This is a genomic window from Citrobacter sp. S55_ASV_140, from assembly GCF_018919505.1.
In the GTDB taxonomy this organism is placed as follows: domain Bacteria; phylum Pseudomonadota; class Gammaproteobacteria; order Enterobacterales; family Enterobacteriaceae; genus Citrobacter; species Citrobacter werkmanii.
The window spans coordinates 13,955-30,223 of record NZ_JAHLQZ010000041.1; the positions used below are offsets into that span (position 1 = coordinate 13,955).

A 16,269-nucleotide genomic window follows, 5' to 3' on the forward strand; every position below is an offset into this window, starting at 1 on the left:
TTGACAATTAATATTGTCATATTGACAATAAAATAAACAGTCATTTTGACTACCATTTTATAGGTAATCAATAATAAATCATTAAAAATCAAATAATTAAAAAGTTGGCACACAACCTGCAATTAACAAAATATCTTTTTAGAAAAACGCTGAATCAATTGAGGTTGCTATGTCTATTCTGGTTAAAAATAATATTCATTGGGTTGGCCAACGTGACTGGGAAGTGCGAGATTTCCACGGCACTGAATACAAAACGCTGCGCGGTAGCAGCTACAACAGCTATCTCATCCGTGAAGAAAAAAACGTGCTGATCGATACAGTAGACCATAAGTTTAGCCGTGAATTCGTGCAGAACCTGCGCAGTGAAATTGACCTCGCGGATATCGACTACATCATCATTAACCACGCGGAAGAAGATCACGCCGGTGCGCTGACCGAACTGATGTCCTGCATCCCGGACACGCCAATTTACTGCACCGCTAACGCGATTGATTCCATCACCGGCCACCACCATCATCCGGAGTGGAACTTCAACGTGGTGAAAACCGGTGATTCTCTGGACATCGGCAACGGCAAACAACTGATTTTTGTTGAAACGCCGATGCTGCACTGGCCTGACAGCATGATGACCTACATGACCGGCGATGCGGTACTGTTCAGTAACGATGCCTTCGGCCAGCATTACTGCGACGAACGTCTGTTCAATGATGAAGTTGACCAGACCGAACTGTTCGAACAATGCCAACGCTACTACGCCAACATCCTGACCCCGTTCAGCCGTCTGGTGACGCCGAAAATCACTGAAATCCTCGGCTTCAATCTGCCGGTCGATATGATTGCCACCTCCCACGGTGTGGTATGGCGCGACAACCCAACGCAGATCGTTGAGCTGTACCTGAAATGGGCGGCCGATTATCAGGAAGACCGCATCACCATCTTCTACGACACCATGTCCAACAACACCCGCATGATGGCGGACGCCATTGCCCAGGGCATCAATGAAGTTGACCCGAACGTGGCGGTGAAAATCTTTAACGTCGCCCGTAGCGACAAAAACGACGTCCTGACCAACGTCTTCCGTTCTAAAGGCGTACTGGTCGGTACTTCCACCATGAACAACGTGATGATGCCGAAAATCGCCGGACTGGTGGAAGAGATGACCGGCCTGCGTTTTCGTAACAAACGCGCCAGCGCCTTTGGTTCTCACGGCTGGAGCGGCGGCGCAGTTGACCGCCTGTCCACCCGTTTACAAGATGCCGGTTTTGAGATGTCGCTTAGCCTGAAGGCGAAATGGCGTCCGGATCTGGATGCGCTGGAACTGTGTCGTCAGCACGGTCGTGAAATTGCACGTCAGTGGGCGCTTGCTCCGCTACCGGAAACGACCGTCAAAGCGGCAACCAAAGAAGAAGAGTGCGCTTGTGCCGCTGCGGCTGCGGCTGACCTCGGCCCAAGCATGCAGTGCAGCGTGTGCCAGTGGATTTACGATCCAGCAAAAGGCGAACCGTTGCAGGATGTCGCGCCAGGTACCCCATGGAGCGATGTGCCGGATAACTTCCTGTGCCCGGAATGTTCATTAGGTAAAGACGTCTTCGACGTACTGGCAACGGAGGCAAAATGAACCACGGAATTGTCATTATTGGTTCGGGCTTCGCCGCCCGCCAGTTAGTCAAAAATATCCGTAAACAGGATGCAACTGTTCCGTTGACCCTGCTTGCCGCTGACAGCATGGATGAGTACAACAAGCCCGATCTCAGCCACGTTATCAGTCAGGCACAGCGTGCAGACGACCTCACCCGCCAGTCGGCGGGGGAGTTTGCCGAACAGTTTAATTTGCGCCTGTTCCCCTACACCTGGGTGACCGACATCGACACCGATGCCCACATCGTGAAAAGTCAGGACCAACAGTGGCAGTACGACAAGCTGGTGCTGGCGACGGGGGCTTCAGCCTTTGTGCCTCCAGTCACCGGACGTGAGTTAATGCTCACATTGAACAGTCAGCAAGAATACCGCGCCTGTGAAACGCAACTGCGTGATGCCCAGCGGGTACTCATTGTCGGCGGCGGTCTGATTGGCAGTGAGCTGGCGATGGATTTTTGTCGTGCCGGTAAAGCGGTAACGCTTATCGACAACGCCGCCAGCATTCTGGCCTCGCTGATGCCACCGGAAGTCAGCAGTCGCTTACAGCATCGTCTGACCGATATGGGTGTGCATCTGCTGCTGAAATCACAGCTTCAGGGTCTGGAAAAAACTGAATCGGGTATTCGCGCCACGCTCGATCGTAGTCGCCGCGTAGAAGTCGATGCGGTGATCGCCGCCACCGGTCTGCGCCCGGAAACGGCGCTGGCGCGTCGTGCCGGATTGAGCATTAATCGTGGCGTCTGCGTCGACAGCTATCTGCAAACCAGCCACCCGGACATTTATGCCCTCGGCGACTGCGCGGAAATTAACGGTCAGGTGCTGCCGTTCCTGCAGCCGATTCAACTGAGCGCCATGTATCTGGCGAAAAACCTGCTCGGCGGCAATGCTCCGCTGAAGCTACCTGCCATGCTGGTAAAAGTTAAAACGCCGGAACTGCCATTGCATCTGGCGGGGGAAACCCAGCGGCGCGATCTGAACTGGCATATTGCCGCGGAAGCGCAAGGTATGGTGGCCAGAGGAATGAACGACGAAGGCCAGCTATGTGCGTTTGTGGTCAGTGAAGACCGGATGAAAGAGGCCTTTGCGCTGCTGAAAACATTGCCCTTGTAAGTCTGTGGTGCCGGATGGCGCCGCGCCTTATCCGGCAATGCTGCTACTGATTTATTAACCTCACGCACATGGACGTGCGTTGCCACTTGTCGGTATGCCCCGACATGTTTTTCTTGCCCCGCCAGTCCCGGGGCTTTTTTTTATTTTTGCGCCAACCAGCGCGCCGCGGCAATCACGCCCTGCCCCAGCGATAATCCCCCATCACCCGCCGGTAAACGCTGCGGGAACAGTAAGGTAAAATCAGCCAGATAAAATGCCAGCCGCGATGACAACAAACGGTTATGCATCACGCCACCGCTGAATACTAACGTCTTAACGCCACGCGCTTCAGCCTGCTCACGCATCAGCGTGGCAAACCCACACGCCAGCGCATCATGAAACGCCCACGCTCTTGCCGCAGGCGCCCCCTGCCAGTTCAGCCATTGCTGCCAAAAAACAGCCAGGTCAAGCTCATTACCTTGCAAGGGGATTGTTACCGGATGCTCAACGCCTTCACATTGCGATGCCAACGCCTCCAGCGCGCAGGCGGCCTCGCCTTCATAGCTCAGCGAAGTCGGTGCGCACTGGAGCGCGGCGGCAACGGCATCAAACAGCCGTCCGCACGATGACGCCAGCGGCGCATTGATCCCCCGCTCAATGGCGCGTGCCAGCACGTTCCAGTTTTGCTGTTGCAGCGCCGATGTTTCCGGGAATCGCTGCCAGTCAGGGACAAAACGCAGACACTGCGCGAGCAGGTTACGCCACGGCTGCTTTGCCGCCAGATCGCCGCCCGCCAGCGCGACCGCGGGTAAGCCGCCCAGGTGTTCGCATTCACGATAGTTGACCCGCAAACACTCTCCGCCCCACAGCGCGCCGTTTGCCCCCATGCCGATACCGTCTACCGTCAGAGCGATAACATCTCCACAGTCCAGCGGCCAACCGTGCTCGGCCATACACGCAGCGGCATGCGCATGGTGATGCAGCACCGTTTCGCTCGGCAGATTCATCTCACTGGCCCACAGGCTGGAAACATAGCCGGGGTGGGCGTCATGCACGATACGCTGTGGCGTAAAGTCATAAATGTTCTGGATCAGGCGCAGCGCATCACGCCACTGCTGCTGGATGCCGTCATCGCTGAGATCACCCAAATGCTGACTGATAACCGCCTGTTCGCCACGTACCAGACAGAAGGTATTTTTTAGATCCGCACCTAAACACAGCATCGGCGGCACGTCACGAAAACCCGGCGGCAACGCGACCGCATCCGGCACGTAACCCCGCGAGCGGCGCAGCATTTCCCCGCTTTCACGCACCACGGAGTCATCCATGCGCTGCACAATTTCGCGGTTATGCAGCAGGAAACCGTCGGCAATTTCGCGTAAATCTTCCAGCGCCTGCGCGTTGGTAATGGCTGGCGGCCTGCCGCTGAGGTTGCCGGAGGTCATTACCAGCGGGCACTGCATCTCTTGTAACAGGAGATGCTGCAACGGATTCGCTGGCAGCATAACGCCAACTTCCGTTAACCCTGGCGCTATTCCCTCGCTCAATGCCGCTACATAGCGTTTTTGCACCAATACGATCGGCGCGGCAGGGGTGGTTAACAGACGACACGCAGCTTCAGGCAGTCCGTCGTCAGCAGGCAACATCACCGCCAACGGTTTAGCCGGGCGATGTTTACGCAACCGGAGCAGCGCCACAGCATTATCATTTCGCGCATCGCAGACCAAATGAAATCCGCCAATGCCTTTCACAGCGACAATGCCGCCCGCTTTTAGCAACGCTACCGCCGCCTGCAGCGCCTCTTCTTTTTCCGCTCGCTCACCCGCGCTTAGCCACTCAAGATGTGGACCACATTGCGGGCAGGCAACGGGTTGGGCGTGAAAGCGACGGTCATAGGGATCGCGATACTCTGTATCGCATTGCGCACAGAGAGGGAAGGACGCCATCACGGTAAACGGACGGTCGTACGGCATGGCGCGGATAATCGTAAAACGCGGGCCACAATGGGTGCAGTTGATGAAGGGGTAGCGATAGCGACGTTCGCCGGGGGTGTTCATTTCAACAAGGCATTCGGGACAAGTCGCGGCGTCCGGGACAATTTGCGTATTCATCGTACCGCCTGCACTTTGGCGAATCGAGAAATCGGCAGGCTGCTGCGTCCAGGCGAATGGCTCGCTCTCAATGCTATCAATGCGCGCCAGCGGCGGACAATATTGATGCAATTGTGCAATAAACTCCGCCGGATCTTCCTGTAAGCGCACCACCACACCGTCACCGTCGTTGCACACGTCGCCATGCAATTGCAGGCGCTGCGCCAGTTGCCAGACGAAGGGGCGAAACCCGACGCCCTGTACCTTGCCGCGAATACGCAGTTGTACGCCGGAGTGGTTGTTGATTGTCATTATGTCCTTCCCGCAGTCATCTATCCCGGTTTGCCGGATGGCGCTACGCTTATCAGGCCTACGTGAATGCGAAAAGTAGGCCGGATAAGGCGAAGCCGCCATCCGGCATAAGTACTACCGTATTTTACGCGGATTTTTAGCGATCAGAACAGCAAAGATGCGGTGGAGTCCAGCGCCGCGCGGCGGCGTTTTTCAGCGCTCAGTTGCTCAAGCTTATTGCGATCCACATAAATCAGCGCGTGAGTCGGGCAGACTTCCATACAGGCAGGACCCGCTTCGCGGTGGTGGCACAGGTCGCACTTGTTGGCTTCGGCTTTTTCTGCACGAACGTTCAGGCCCGCGCCGCTGTTACGCACAACCGGACGCACGACAACTTCCATTGCCCCATAAGGACACGCCACCACGCAGGTTTTACAGCCAATGCAGCGTTCCTGCATCACATGGACAAAGCCTTTATCACGGCTGATTGCACCGTTTGGACAGACGTTAGCGCACGGCGCGTCTTCACACTGGCGGCACAGCGTCGCCGTGGAGACGTTAACGCCTTTGATGACGTGAATGCGGGGTAAAAAGGTTTCAGGGGTCAGCGATGCGCAGTCCTGGTTATCCTGATGGGATACTACGCAGGCCACTTCACAGGTACGGCAACCAATGCATTTATTGGCGTCTGCAATGATGAAACGGTTCATCAATTTCTCCAGCAATGACAGATTATCTGCCGAAGCATTCACGAATCGTGCCAAATTTTAATGCACTGTTATTAAAGGGTTTTTATTTTGATGGATGTGAGAATGGTGTGTCATCGTCACTAGTGACGATGACAAATGACAGCCGTCAGCGCGAAACGTATGGCGCAACAGAATCGCGCTGAATGAGTTCTCCGGTGAAGATTTTTGGCGGCGTAAATGCCCCGTCACCCAGCATAAATATCAGGCGACCAATCGTTTCCTGGATCATTTCCGTCACCGGAATTTTGACGCTGGAAAGCGCCGGAATAGTGTATGGCGCGATGGCGATATCATCGAAACCAATCACCGACACCTGGGCAGGCACACGGATACCCTGATCATGCAACTGCTTCATCGCGCCTATCGCCATATCATCATTGCTGGCCACCAGCGCGGTAAAATTGACCTTGCGTGAAAGCAGCGTATCAACGCCCGCGGCACCGCAGGCTGGCGTCCACTTTCCTTTGACAATCAAATCATTATTTAGCGAAATGCCATGCGCAGCCAGCGCGTCTTTATAGCCTGAGAGTCGTTCCACGCCGGTAGGCGAATCCATCGAGCCGGTAATAAAACCAATCTCCTGGTGCCCGGCGGCAATCAACTGCGCAACGGCGTTAAAGCTGGTTTGTTTTTGATCGCACCAGACGCTGTGGCTACTGTTTTTACGCAGCCGTCGATTAAGCACCATAATCGGCTGGGCGTGCGCGTCAATGATCTCGTCTATTTCATCCACGCTGAGAAAACGCGGATAGATCATAATCGCGTCACAGCGCAGGTCGAGTAAGTACTGGATCGCCTGACGCTCTTCCTCTGCGCTATGTTTACCATCAGCCAGCAACAACTGGCGCCCCTTATCCTCCGCCATCCGCGCGGTGTGAAACAGCAGCTCGCTGAAATAGACGCCATGATAAAGAGTATTGGTCACCACCAGACCCAGCGTCTGCGTGGTCTTCGCCGCCAGGCTGCGCGCCAGTAAATTAGGGCGGTAACCACTCTCTTCAATGGCCTGAAACACACGGTCTTTGGTTTCCTGGCTGACGTAACCGTTCCCGGAAAGCACCCGGGAAACCGTCGCTTTCGACACCCCGGCCCGCTTCGCCACCTCCAGCATCGTGGTCATAGTACTCATCCCTTTGCTCTTAATGTGACGCAGTGTACTGCACCGTTTCGCCGCTGTCCTCGCTGCTAAAACGCGGCGCCTGACATCTGGTGATCATCATCACAATTATAAAAACAATAAAAATTAACTCTTGTTTAATAAATATAAATTAAACATGATTTTGTGGAACCGGTTTCCTATCTGAGTTTCATCAACTCAGAAACGTGACCTGCGCAAACGGATAAAACATAACGTACCCTACTGATAAAACAGGATTAAATCCGATGTCCAAGAATTATGCAGCGCTGGCGCGCTCCGTTGTGACGGCTCTGGGAGGCGTCGACAACATCACAGCAGTGACCCACTGTATGACCCGTTTGCGTTTCGTTATCAAAGATGATGCGCAGGTCGATAGCGCGACGCTGAAAACGCTTCCTGGCGTGCTGGGCGTAGTACGTAACGATAATCAGTGTCAGGTGATCATCGGCAACACCGTTTCGCAGGCGTATCGCGAAGTTGTCAGCCTGCTACCTGCCAACATGCAACCTGCTGAGCCGCAAACCAAACCCCGGCTGACGCTGAAACGGATTGGCGCGGGGATCCTCGATGCGCTGATCGGCACGATGTCACCGCTGATCCCGGCAATTATCGGTGGATCAATGCTCAAACTGCTGGCAATGGTTCTGGAAATGACCGGCGTGCTGGTAAAAGGATCGTCCACCCTCACCATTCTGACCGTTATCGGCGACGGCGCATTTTTCTTCCTGCCGCTGATGGTCGCCGCTTCGGCAGCCATCAAATTCAAAACCAACATGTCGCTGGCAATTGCTATTGCGGGTGTGCTGGTCCATCCCAGTTTTATCGATCTGATGGCAAAAGCCGCGCAGGGTGAGCACGTTGAGTTCGCCCTGATCCCGGTGACGGCGGTCAAATACACCTACACCGTGATCCCGGCACTGGTCATGACCTGGTGTCTGTCATATATCGAACGTTGGGTGGATCGTATCACGCCGGCAGTGACCAAAAACTTCCTCAAACCGATGCTGATCGTGCTGATCGCCGCCCCGCTCGCGATCGTTTTAATCGGCCCGATTGGTATCTGGATCGGTAGTGCAATTTCAGCGCTGGTCTATACCATTCACGGCTATCTCGGCTGGCTGTCGGTCGCCATTATGGGCGCACTGTGGCCGCTGTTAGTGATGACGGGTATGCACCGCGTGTTTACGCCCACCATTATCCAGACCATTGCCGAAACCGGTAAAGAAGGCATGGTGATGCCCTCTGAAATCGGCGCTAATCTGTCGCTGGGCGGTTCATCGCTGGCGGTGGCATGGAAAACCAAAAACCCGGAACTGCGTCAGACAGCGTTGGCGGCCGCCGCTTCAGCCATCATGGCAGGCATTTCCGAACCCGCGCTGTACGGCGTGGCGATCCGTCTGAAACGCCCACTGATTGCGAGCCTAATCAGCGGTTTTATCTGCGGTGCCGTTGCCGGTATGGCTGGACTGGCGAGTCATTCCATGGCGGCTCCTGGCCTGTTCACCAGCGTCCAGTTTTTCGATCCGGCTAATCCGATGACCATTGTCTGGGTGTTTGGCGTGATGGCGCTGGCGGTCGTGCTTTCCTTTGTATTAACACTGATTCTCGGCTTTGAAGATATTCCTGTCGAAGATGCTGCCGCGCAGGCCAGAAAAAATCAGGCCGCACAAGCGGGCAATATCAATGGAGCCAGCATTTGACTGGCATGAACTGAGGTTAACTATGTCTGTTTTTCCGCAAGGATTTTTATGGGGCGGCGCGCTGGCCGCCAACCAGTCTGAAGGGGCATACCGGGAAGGCGGTAAAGGGCTGACCACCGTCGATATGATCCCCCATGGCGAACACCGGATGCCGGTTAAACTGGGTCAGGAGAAGCGCTATACGCTTCAGGACGACGAATTTTATCCCAGCCATCAGGCGATCGACTTTTATCATCGCTACAAGGAAGATATTGCGCTGATGGCGGAAATGGGGTTTACGGTTTTTCGCACCTCAATAGCCTGGAGTCGTCTCTACCCTAACGGCGACGAACTGGCGCCTAATGAAGAAGGTATCGCTTTTTACCGGGACGTTTTTGCCGAGTGTAAAAAATACGGTATTGAGCCGTTAGTCACGCTATGTCACTTCGATGTGCCCATGCATCTGGTTACCGAGTACGGCTCCTGGCGGAACCGCAAAATGGTGGAGTTCTTTACCCGTTACGCCCGCACCTGCTTCGAAGCCTTTGACGGTCTGGTGAAATACTGGCTGACGTTCAACGAAATCAACATCATGCTGCACAGCCCTTTTTCAGGGGCCGGGCTGGTATTTGAAGAGGGTGAAAATCAGGATCAGGTGAAATATCAGTCCGCCCACCACGAACTGGTTGCCAGTGCCCTGGCGACGAAAATCGCCCATGAAGTGAATCCGCAAAACCGGGTCGGTTGCATGCTGGCGGGCGGTAATTTTTATCCTTACTCCTGTAAACCAGAAGATGTGTGGACCGCGCTGGAAAAAGACCGCGAAAACCTGTTCTTTATTGATGTGCAGGCGCGCGGGGCTTATCCCGCCTACTCCGCCCGGGTGTTTCGCGAAAAGGGCGTGACGATAGAAAAAGCCGCAGAAGATGACGACATCCTGAAGAACACCGTCGATTTCGTCTCGTTTAGCTATTACGCATCACGCTGCGCCTCCGCTGACATGAACACGGGCAACACCAGCGCTGCCAACGTAGTGAAATCACTGCGTAATCCGTACATTGCCGCCAGCGAATGGGGCTGGGGTATCGATCCGCTTGGCCTGCGCATCACGATGAATATGATGTATGACCGTTATCAGAAGCCGCTGTTTCTGGTGGAAAACGGGCTGGGGGCGAAAGATGAAATGGATGCCAACGGAGAGATTAATGACGACTATCGCATTCGCTATTTACGCGAACACATCCGCGCCATGGCTGACGCCATTGAAGATGGTGTGCCGCTAATGGGTTACACCACCTGGGGCTGCATCGATCTGGTTTCCGCCTCAACCGGCGAGATGAGCAAGCGTTACGGTTTTGTGTATGTAGACCGGGACGATGCGGGCCAAGGCACGCTGGCGCGTACCCGCAAAAAATCATTCTGGTGGTACAAAAAAGTGATCGCCAGTAACGGGGCCGATCTGGCGTAATTCCTCAGCCGGAGGGTTTTGTAATCCTTCGGCAGAATCACCTATTTTCATTTCATGAATTGCATTCCAAATGTGGAATCTTCCTTCCAGTTTCCGGTTTGCCCTTGCGCATTTTTACTGGCATTTTATTCAGTAGTTTTTCTCTTATCCGTTCACCACAAGGAAGCGTTCATGTCTGATGAAAATGGCACAACAGCAGTGGTTATCACCAAACCCGTACGTCGTTTGAAAGTGGGCTATGTCAGAAAACGCCATGAAGATCGTAACACGGGTTTCACGCTCCGTATCAGTCGGCATGCCTCGCTAACGCTGAACGGCGACTGGCTGGAACAAGCGGGATTCCCTACCGGGACGGCAGTGAATGTTTCGGTGATGCAGGGGAAATTAATTATCGAGCAGGCAAGTGAAGAACAGAGTGTGTGAGGCTCAAAACAGGCCGGATGCCACTGGCATCCGGCGTTGGTAAGGTTACTCTTCTGGCGCTTCTAACCCGGAAAATCCACCGTGGCCTTCCCATCCGGCTAATCGTTGATAGACGGTCTCGACCGCATCTTTGATCGGCTGCGTCATCGGGTAATAAAAACCGACAATATCCGGCTGAATGCCGAGGAAGATCACCTCGCCAACATCCTCTTTTAGCTGATCGACCAGATAGTTCAGCGGCATGTTGTGGGTGGTCATCATGAACATTTCAGCAATATCATCCGGGTCGATAATGCGGATTTCACCCGGGTTTAACCCCATGTCGGTGGCATCCACAATCAACAGACGCTGCGGGCGCAGTTCACGGATAGCGACGATATCGTTTTCCGGCGCGCTGCCGCCGTCGATGACAACCCAGTTGCCCTGAGGATTGGCAGCGCACATTTCCGCCAGTAGCGGACCCGCGCCGTCATCGCCCATCATGCTGTTGCCGACACAAAGTAAAACGTCAGTCACGGTGTCTCCTCACCATCAGATAGATGGCGCTTTCCTGGTGAATATCATGCAGCATGCTGAGCATCAGCTTGCTCCACTCCTGCTGCTGCGGAGTCTGCACGGCGCGCGCATCATCAAACGCGCGCGCCAGCATTTGCACATGGTTGAAATCGATGACGATCTCGCCATACTTCGGCACGCCTTCCATTTTCCGCCGGGCTTCGCTGCCCTCGGCAAGGGTGGCTATCCACGCCAGATATTCATCCCACGGACAGGTTAACGCCGCTTCCAGGCAATCGATGATCCCAAGGTGGTGACCAATCGCCAGGCTGTAATAGACAACCTGCTGCGCCTCTGCGGGCGTCGCATCGTTCTCATCAATAAACTTACGGCTCAGTTGACTGAACACCACCGTTTCACTCATCGGATACGCGCCTCTTCGACTACATGGTTAAGATGCGTGACGATTTCGGTCAGACGCGGATCGTTTTCCGCTTCCAGCCAGCGCGCCACCTGATGTTCACCCTGCCCTAACTGCGTCATATAGTCATCAGCAATCTGGCGACCGTAGCGGTAACCCGCCAGACGGCGAGCTTCGCGGTCCACCTTCACACGCAGCGGTTGAACCATATCCGGATGCAGAATTTCAGCGGGCTGTTCGTCCAGTTCACCTGGCGCACGCGCATGAATTTTCTGTTCCAGCAGACCCAGCGCCATCGCAAAACCGTACAGCGTTGCCGCAGGCGTCGGCGGACAGCCAGGAATATACACGTCCACCGGAACGATTTTATCCGTGCCGCCCCATACGCAGTATAAGTCGTGGAAGATACCGCCGCTGTTACCGCAGGCGCCGTAAGAGATACAAATTTTCGGATCCGGCGCAGACTGCCAGGCGCGCAGCGCCGGAGAACGCATCGCGCGGGTTACCGCGCCGGTAAACAGCAGGATATCCGCATGACGCGGCGACGGTACCACTTTGATACCAAAGCGTTCGGCATCAAACAGCGGAGAGAGCGTGGCGAAAATTTCGATTTCGCAGCCGTTGCAGCCGCCGCAGTCCACACGATAAACATACGCTGAACGCTTGATGCTTTTCAGCAGCGATGCTTTCATGCTGGCAATGGATTCATCCACCGTCATCGGTACCGGAATACCGTTGGCGTCACGTGGGCCTAATAAATTGCTCATCAGCTGGCCTCTTTCATATGGCGAGTCAGTTCAATACGGTCAGACGGCACCAGACATTTCTGGCGCTTACAATCCGGGCAGGTCTCAAAGCTTTCACGGTGGTTTTCCGCGCGACTGTCACCGTTGTGCTTGAGCAGCGCAATGGCGTAATCAATCTCTTTTTGTACCGCGAACGGGCGGTTACAGACGCGGCAGTTACACAGCGAAAAGCGAGACTGCTGCAGGAAATCTTCTTTCTTCCATACCGCCAGCTCATATTCCTGCGACAGCTTGATCGCCGCCGTCGGGCAAACTTCTTCGCAGCGGGCGCAGAAGATGCAGCGACCGAGGTTGAACTGCCACGCCAGCTCATTGGTAACCAGATCGGTTTCAACCGTCAGCGCATTGGATGGACACGCATTGACACAGGCCGCGCAGCCAATGCACTGCTGCGGATTGTGCTCGGGTTTACCGCGGAAATTTTTATCGACCGCAATCGGCTCCAGCGGATACGACGACGTCGGCGCCCCGGTTTTGATGACTTTTTTGATAAAGGTAAACATGGCGATTCCTTATTTCAGCGGCGAGTTTTTACGCTCGATGCTGTAGCGCTCAAGTTCTTTGTACGGTACGACTTTGCTCTTCTTCTTACGCACATCGACCACGGTCATACGGTCAGTACAGGAGTAGCAAGGATCGAGGCTACCGATAATCAGCGGGGCATCGGAAACAGTGTTGCCACGCAGCATGTAACGCAGCGTTGGCCAGTTGGCGTAGGTCGCCGCACGGCAGCGCCAGCGATACAGTTTCTGGTTATCGCCGGTCATGCTCCAGTGGATGTCATCGCCGCGCGGCGCTTCGGCAAAGCCCAGCGCGAAGCGGTGAGGAATATAGGTAAAGCCTTCCACCGCCAGCGGGCCGCCCGGCAGGTTGTCCAGACCAAAGTCGATCATGTTCAGTGCGGTATAGACTTCATTGATACGGACTTTAAGACGAGAAATGACGTCGCAACCCTGCTCGCTGTGCACTTCCATCGGCAGCAAACCATAACCCACAAATGGGTGATCGGCGCGGGTGTCACGCGCGTGACCGCTGGCGCGAACCATCGGACCGACGTTACTAAAGTCGCGGGCGATCTCCGGATCCAGACGACCAATACCCACGGTACGCTGTTCCATGTTCGGCGTGCTGAGCAGCATATCGACCAGTTCCTGCACCTCACGACGCATCTGCTGCGCCAGTTGACGGGTCTGGATCATATCGTCTTTCAGCAGGTCACGACGGATACCGCCGATCAGGTTCATACCGTAAGTTTTACGCGCCCCGGTGAGGATCTCCGCCATCTTCATCGACGTTTCACGCACGCGGAAGAACTGCATAAAGCCGGAATCAAAACCGGTGAAGTGACAGGCCAGGCCGAGGTTCAGCAGGTGCGAGTGCAAGCGCTCCACTTCCAGCAGAATGGCGCGGATCATCTGCGCGCGTTCCGGCACCACGATACCCATCGCATTCTCTACGGAGGTGGTATAGGCGGTGCTGTGGGCAAAACCGCAGATGCCGCACACGCGGTCCGACAGGAACGTCACTTCGTTGTAACCCATACGGGTTTCCGCCAGTTTCTCCATGCCGCGGTGGACATAGAACAGACGATAGTCGGCGTCGATGATGTTCTCGCCGTCAACAAACAGACGGAAGTGACCGGGTTCATCGGAGGTCACGTGCAGCGGGCCAATCGGCACCACGTTATTTTTCTTGTCGCCCAGTTCGTTGATGAACTCGTAGGTTTCAGCATCGGTGGTCGGCGCCGGGCGCTGACGATAATCCATACTGTCTTTACGCAGCGGATACAGCTCGTCCGGCCAATCATCCGGCAGCACCAGACGACGTTCATCCGGCAAACCGACCGGGATCAAACCGTACATGTCGCGCACTTCACGCTCGCCCCAGACGGCTGCCGGAACACGTGGCGTAACGGATGGGAATTCCAGCTTATTGGCATCCACTTCAACGCGGACGGTAATCCAGCACTTGGTGCCCTGCTCCATCGACATCACGTAATAAACGGCGTAATGGCCGCACAGCTGACGTTCGTCGTTACCAAACAGCACGGACAACCAGCCGCCCTGTTTGTAGTACAGGAACTCAACCACTTCCGGCAGGTAGTTCACCTTGACGGTGATCGTCAGCTGATCTTTGGTCTGCCAGGCTTCATCCAGCACCACGCCCGGAAAGGCCTGGTGCAGAGCGGCGAGATAGTGTTGACCTAATTTTTCTTCAGACATGCTCAAACTCTCTTAAATCACGCCACCAGCAAGGAGACGAACGCTAAAAACGCAAACCCAAAACCGGCCCAGGTCACGCGTGAAGTGGCGCAAAAACGCAGACGCGCCATGCTGTTTTCGAACAAGGCAATGACCAGCACGCCGAGGACCAGCTTGACGACGGCAATCACCAGCGCCAGCAGCAGCCCACCCGCGGTGAAGGTCTCCATCTGTCCCCACGGCAGGAACACGCCGACGAACATTTGCAGTACGACCAATTGTTTGAGGCTAATACCCCACTTCAGCACCGCAAAACCGCTGCCGCTGTATTCGGTCAATGGACCTTCCTGCAGTTCCTGCTCTGCTTCCGCCAGATCGAACGGCAGTTTGCCCATTTCGATAAAGGTGGCGAAAGCACAGGCGCACAGGGCCAGAATCAGCGGGATGCTGCGCGCAGCAGGCCAGTGGTAAACGGTATCGGCGATATTGCTGATATGGGTTGAACCCGCAACCTGCGCCGCCACCCACAGTCCCAGCAGCAGGATAGGTTCAACCAGCACGCCGAGCATCGCTTCGCGGCTGGCGCCAATCGCAGTAAACGGGCTACCGGTATCCAGGCCCGCGATAGAGAAAAAGAAACGGGCGATGGCGAACAGGTAAATTAAGGTGATCAGATCGCCCAATTGCGGCAGCGGTGAACCAACGGTCACTACCGGCAACGCGGTGGCGATAGTCAGCATCACACCTACCATCACAAATGGCGTCAGGCGGAAAACCCAGCTGGAATCCGCAGGCGCAATGCTCTGACGGCCCAGCAGTTTGATAATGTCGCGGTATTCCTGCAAAACGCCTGGACCGCGACGATTATGCAAACGCGCACGCGCCACGCGGGTCACACCGGACAGCAGCGGCGCAACGGCAAACAGCACCAGCGCCTGAATTAACGGATATAAAACACTCATTTTCAGGCTCCTCGTGAAACCACAATCACCACCAGCACCGCCAGCTCAATCAACGCCAGGCGACGAAACAGTACCGGAGCGGCCGCATTCTGCCAGCCCGGAACCAGTGATACCGGGTTCAACCATTTACGCAGTTTGAGTGCCGGGGCAAAGGCTTCTTTCACCGGCATGGCAAAACCGTGGGCGGTAATGACCATTGACTGCTCGTGATCGTAACCACACACCCATGCCGCACCGCGTGAACGCGACGGCAGACGGTTGCCTTTGAAAATTGCCATGATGATGAACGGCAGCAGCGGACACGCGATCAGCAGCAGCGTAATCATTGGCTGAGAAACGGTGGTGTTCGCGGTTTCCAGCGGCAGTGGAACGGCAGAGGAAATCATCGGCAGCAACCACGGCGCAGCAACGCCGCCAATTACGCAGCAGATAGCCAGCGCAACCACGCTCACGCCCATCAGGATTGGCGCGCAGCAGGCATTTTCAGCTTCCTTCGTGCGCGGCGCGCCAAGGAACGTAACGCCATACACTTTCGCCATACACATCACCGCCAGCGCGCCAGTAATCGCCAGTCCTACCGCCAGCAACGGCCCTAACAGACGACCGACAAACGCGCCGCTGTTGCCAAGCTTAAAGAAAGACTGATAGATGACCCACTCACCGGCAAAACCGTTCAGCGGCGGCAGTGCGGCCATCGCCATCAGGCCAACCAGCATCGCCAGAGAGATAATCGGCATACGTTTACCGATACCGCCCAACTTCTCGATATCACGATGACCGGTACGGAACCAGATGCTGCCAGCGCCGAGGAACAGAACG

General features: G+C 55.3%; 15 protein-coding genes. 5 read left to right on the top strand and 10 right to left on the bottom strand.

Annotated elements, in window-relative coordinates; genetic code table 11:
• The first annotated feature begins 169 nt into the window (after positions 1-169).
• On the top strand, positions 170-1,618 hold the full coding sequence (norV, locus tag KQJ18_RS09125; protein WP_110497046.1) for an anaerobic nitric oxide reductase flavorubredoxin: 1,449 nt from the start codon (positions 170-172) through the stop codon (positions 1,616-1,618).
• Positions 1,615-2,748, top strand: coding sequence for an NADH:flavorubredoxin reductase NorW (gene norW / locus KQJ18_RS09130; protein WP_216421853.1), 1,134 nt, complete (start codon positions 1,615-1,617; stop codon positions 2,746-2,748). Before norV ends, norW begins: the two co-directional genes overlap by 4 nt.
• Before the next feature lie 140 nt (positions 2,749-2,888).
• Here norW and hypF read toward each other — a convergent pair whose 3' ends face one another.
• The 3 genes from hypF to KQJ18_RS09145 all read right to left on the bottom strand — a co-directional run bounded on the left by hypF (position 2,889) and on the right by KQJ18_RS09145 (position 6,977).
• Positions 2,889-5,129, bottom strand: coding sequence for a carbamoyltransferase HypF (hypF, locus tag KQJ18_RS09135; protein ID WP_216421855.1), 2,241 nt, complete (start codon positions 5,127-5,129; stop codon positions 2,889-2,891).
• 143 nt (positions 5,130-5,272) lie between these two features.
• The gene (gene hydN / locus KQJ18_RS09140) at positions 5,273-5,818 is read right to left on the bottom strand and encodes an electron transport protein HydN (protein WP_003037366.1); all 546 of its coding nucleotides are present in this window, start codon (positions 5,816-5,818) and stop codon (positions 5,273-5,275) included.
• Between the two features lie 145 nt (positions 5,819-5,963).
• The gene (locus KQJ18_RS09145; RefSeq protein WP_085048869.1) at positions 5,964-6,977 is read right to left on the bottom strand and encodes a LacI family DNA-binding transcriptional regulator; all 1,014 of its coding nucleotides are present in this window, start codon (positions 6,975-6,977) and stop codon (positions 5,964-5,966) included.
• Between the two features lie 263 nt (positions 6,978-7,240).
• Between KQJ18_RS09145 and ascF the strand changes: the two genes are divergently transcribed.
• From ascF to KQJ18_RS09160, 3 genes are all read left to right on the top strand, one after another.
• On the top strand, positions 7,241-8,695 hold the full coding sequence (ascF, locus tag KQJ18_RS09150) for a PTS cellobiose/arbutin/salicin transporter subunit IIBC (protein ID WP_087856227.1): 1,455 nt from the start codon (positions 7,241-7,243) through the stop codon (positions 8,693-8,695).
• 22 nt (positions 8,696-8,717) lie between these two features.
• Positions 8,718-10,142 carry a 6-phospho-beta-glucosidase gene (locus KQJ18_RS09155; RefSeq protein WP_216421857.1) on the top strand — a complete coding sequence of 475 codons (1,425 nt, stop codon included), beginning with the start codon at positions 8,718-8,720 and terminating at the stop codon, positions 10,140-10,142.
• Positions 10,143-10,313: 171 nt separating this feature from the next.
• Positions 10,314-10,565: a SymE family type I addiction module toxin gene (locus tag KQJ18_RS09160; protein ID WP_038633077.1), complete on the top strand. Its 252-nt coding sequence runs from the start codon at positions 10,314-10,316 to the stop codon at positions 10,563-10,565.
• Between the two features lie 45 nt (positions 10,566-10,610).
• On the opposite strand, the gene hycI is transcribed toward KQJ18_RS09160, so the two are convergent.
• From hycI to KQJ18_RS09195, 7 genes are all read right to left on the bottom strand, one after another.
• A complete protein-coding gene (hycI, locus tag KQJ18_RS09165; protein ID WP_038633079.1) occupies positions 10,611-11,081 on the bottom strand; it encodes a hydrogenase maturation peptidase HycI in 471 nt (156 codons plus the stop codon).
• Positions 11,074-11,484 (bottom strand): formate hydrogenlyase maturation HycH family protein, encoded by a 411-nt coding sequence (locus tag KQJ18_RS09170; protein WP_003037385.1) that lies wholly within the window; start codon positions 11,482-11,484, stop codon positions 11,074-11,076. The genes hycI and KQJ18_RS09170 overlap by 8 nt, the downstream gene beginning before the upstream one ends.
• Positions 11,481-12,248, bottom strand: a complete 768-nt coding sequence (gene hycG / locus KQJ18_RS09175; protein ID WP_003037388.1) for a formate hydrogenlyase subunit HycG — start codon at positions 12,246-12,248, stop codon at positions 11,481-11,483. The genes KQJ18_RS09170 and hycG overlap by 4 nt, the downstream gene beginning before the upstream one ends.
• Positions 12,248-12,790: a formate hydrogenlyase subunit HycF gene (gene hycF, locus KQJ18_RS09180; RefSeq protein WP_038633082.1), complete on the bottom strand. Its 543-nt coding sequence runs from the start codon at positions 12,788-12,790 to the stop codon at positions 12,248-12,250. Before hycF ends, hycG begins: the two co-directional genes overlap by 1 nt.
• A gap of 9 nt (positions 12,791-12,799) precedes the next feature.
• Positions 12,800-14,509: a formate hydrogenlyase subunit HycE gene (gene hycE / locus KQJ18_RS09185; RefSeq protein WP_006687169.1), complete on the bottom strand. Its 1,710-nt coding sequence runs from the start codon at positions 14,507-14,509 to the stop codon at positions 12,800-12,802.
• A 17-nt stretch (positions 14,510-14,526) separates the two neighbouring features.
• Positions 14,527-15,450, bottom strand: a complete 924-nt coding sequence (locus KQJ18_RS09190) for a respiratory chain complex I subunit 1 family protein (protein ID WP_042310580.1) — start codon at positions 15,448-15,450, stop codon at positions 14,527-14,529.
• Positions 15,451-15,452: 2 nt separating this feature from the next.
• A partial coding sequence (locus KQJ18_RS09195) for a proton-conducting transporter membrane subunit (protein ID WP_275945554.1) occupies positions 15,453-16,269 on the bottom strand: 817 nt, incomplete at its 5' end.

Coding starts and splice junctions, on each gene's coding strand:
- KQJ18_RS09160 (WP_038633077.1), top strand. CDS start 10,314: ATGTCTGATGAAAATGGCACAACAGCAGTGGTTATCACCAAACCCGTA.
- hydN (WP_003037366.1), bottom strand. CDS start 5,818: ATGAACCGTTTCATCATTGCAGACGCCAATAAATGCATTGGTTGCCGT.
- ascF (WP_087856227.1), top strand. CDS start 7,241: ATGTCCAAGAATTATGCAGCGCTGGCGCGCTCCGTTGTGACGGCTCTG.
- norV (WP_110497046.1), top strand. CDS start 170: ATGTCTATTCTGGTTAAAAATAATATTCATTGGGTTGGCCAACGTGAC.
- hycE (WP_006687169.1), bottom strand. CDS start 14,509: ATGTCTGAAGAAAAATTAGGTCAACACTATCTCGCCGCTCTGCACCAG.
- norW (WP_216421853.1), top strand. CDS start 1,615: ATGAACCACGGAATTGTCATTATTGGTTCGGGCTTCGCCGCCCGCCAG.
- KQJ18_RS09170 (WP_003037385.1), bottom strand. CDS start 11,484: ATGAGTGAAACGGTGGTGTTCAGTCAACTGAGCCGTAAGTTTATTGAT.
- hycG (WP_003037388.1), bottom strand. CDS start 12,248: ATGAGCAATTTATTAGGCCCACGTGACGCCAACGGTATTCCGGTACCG.
- hypF (WP_216421855.1), bottom strand. CDS start 5,129: ATGACAATCAACAACCACTCCGGCGTACAACTGCGTATTCGCGGCAAG.
- KQJ18_RS09190 (WP_042310580.1), bottom strand. CDS start 15,450: ATGAGTGTTTTATATCCGTTAATTCAGGCGCTGGTGCTGTTTGCCGTT.
- hycF (WP_038633082.1), bottom strand. CDS start 12,790: ATGTTTACCTTTATCAAAAAAGTCATCAAAACCGGGGCGCCGACGTCG.
- KQJ18_RS09145 (WP_085048869.1), bottom strand. CDS start 6,977: ATGACCACGATGCTGGAGGTGGCGAAGCGGGCCGGGGTGTCGAAAGCG.
- KQJ18_RS09155 (WP_216421857.1), top strand. CDS start 8,718: ATGTCTGTTTTTCCGCAAGGATTTTTATGGGGCGGCGCGCTGGCCGCC.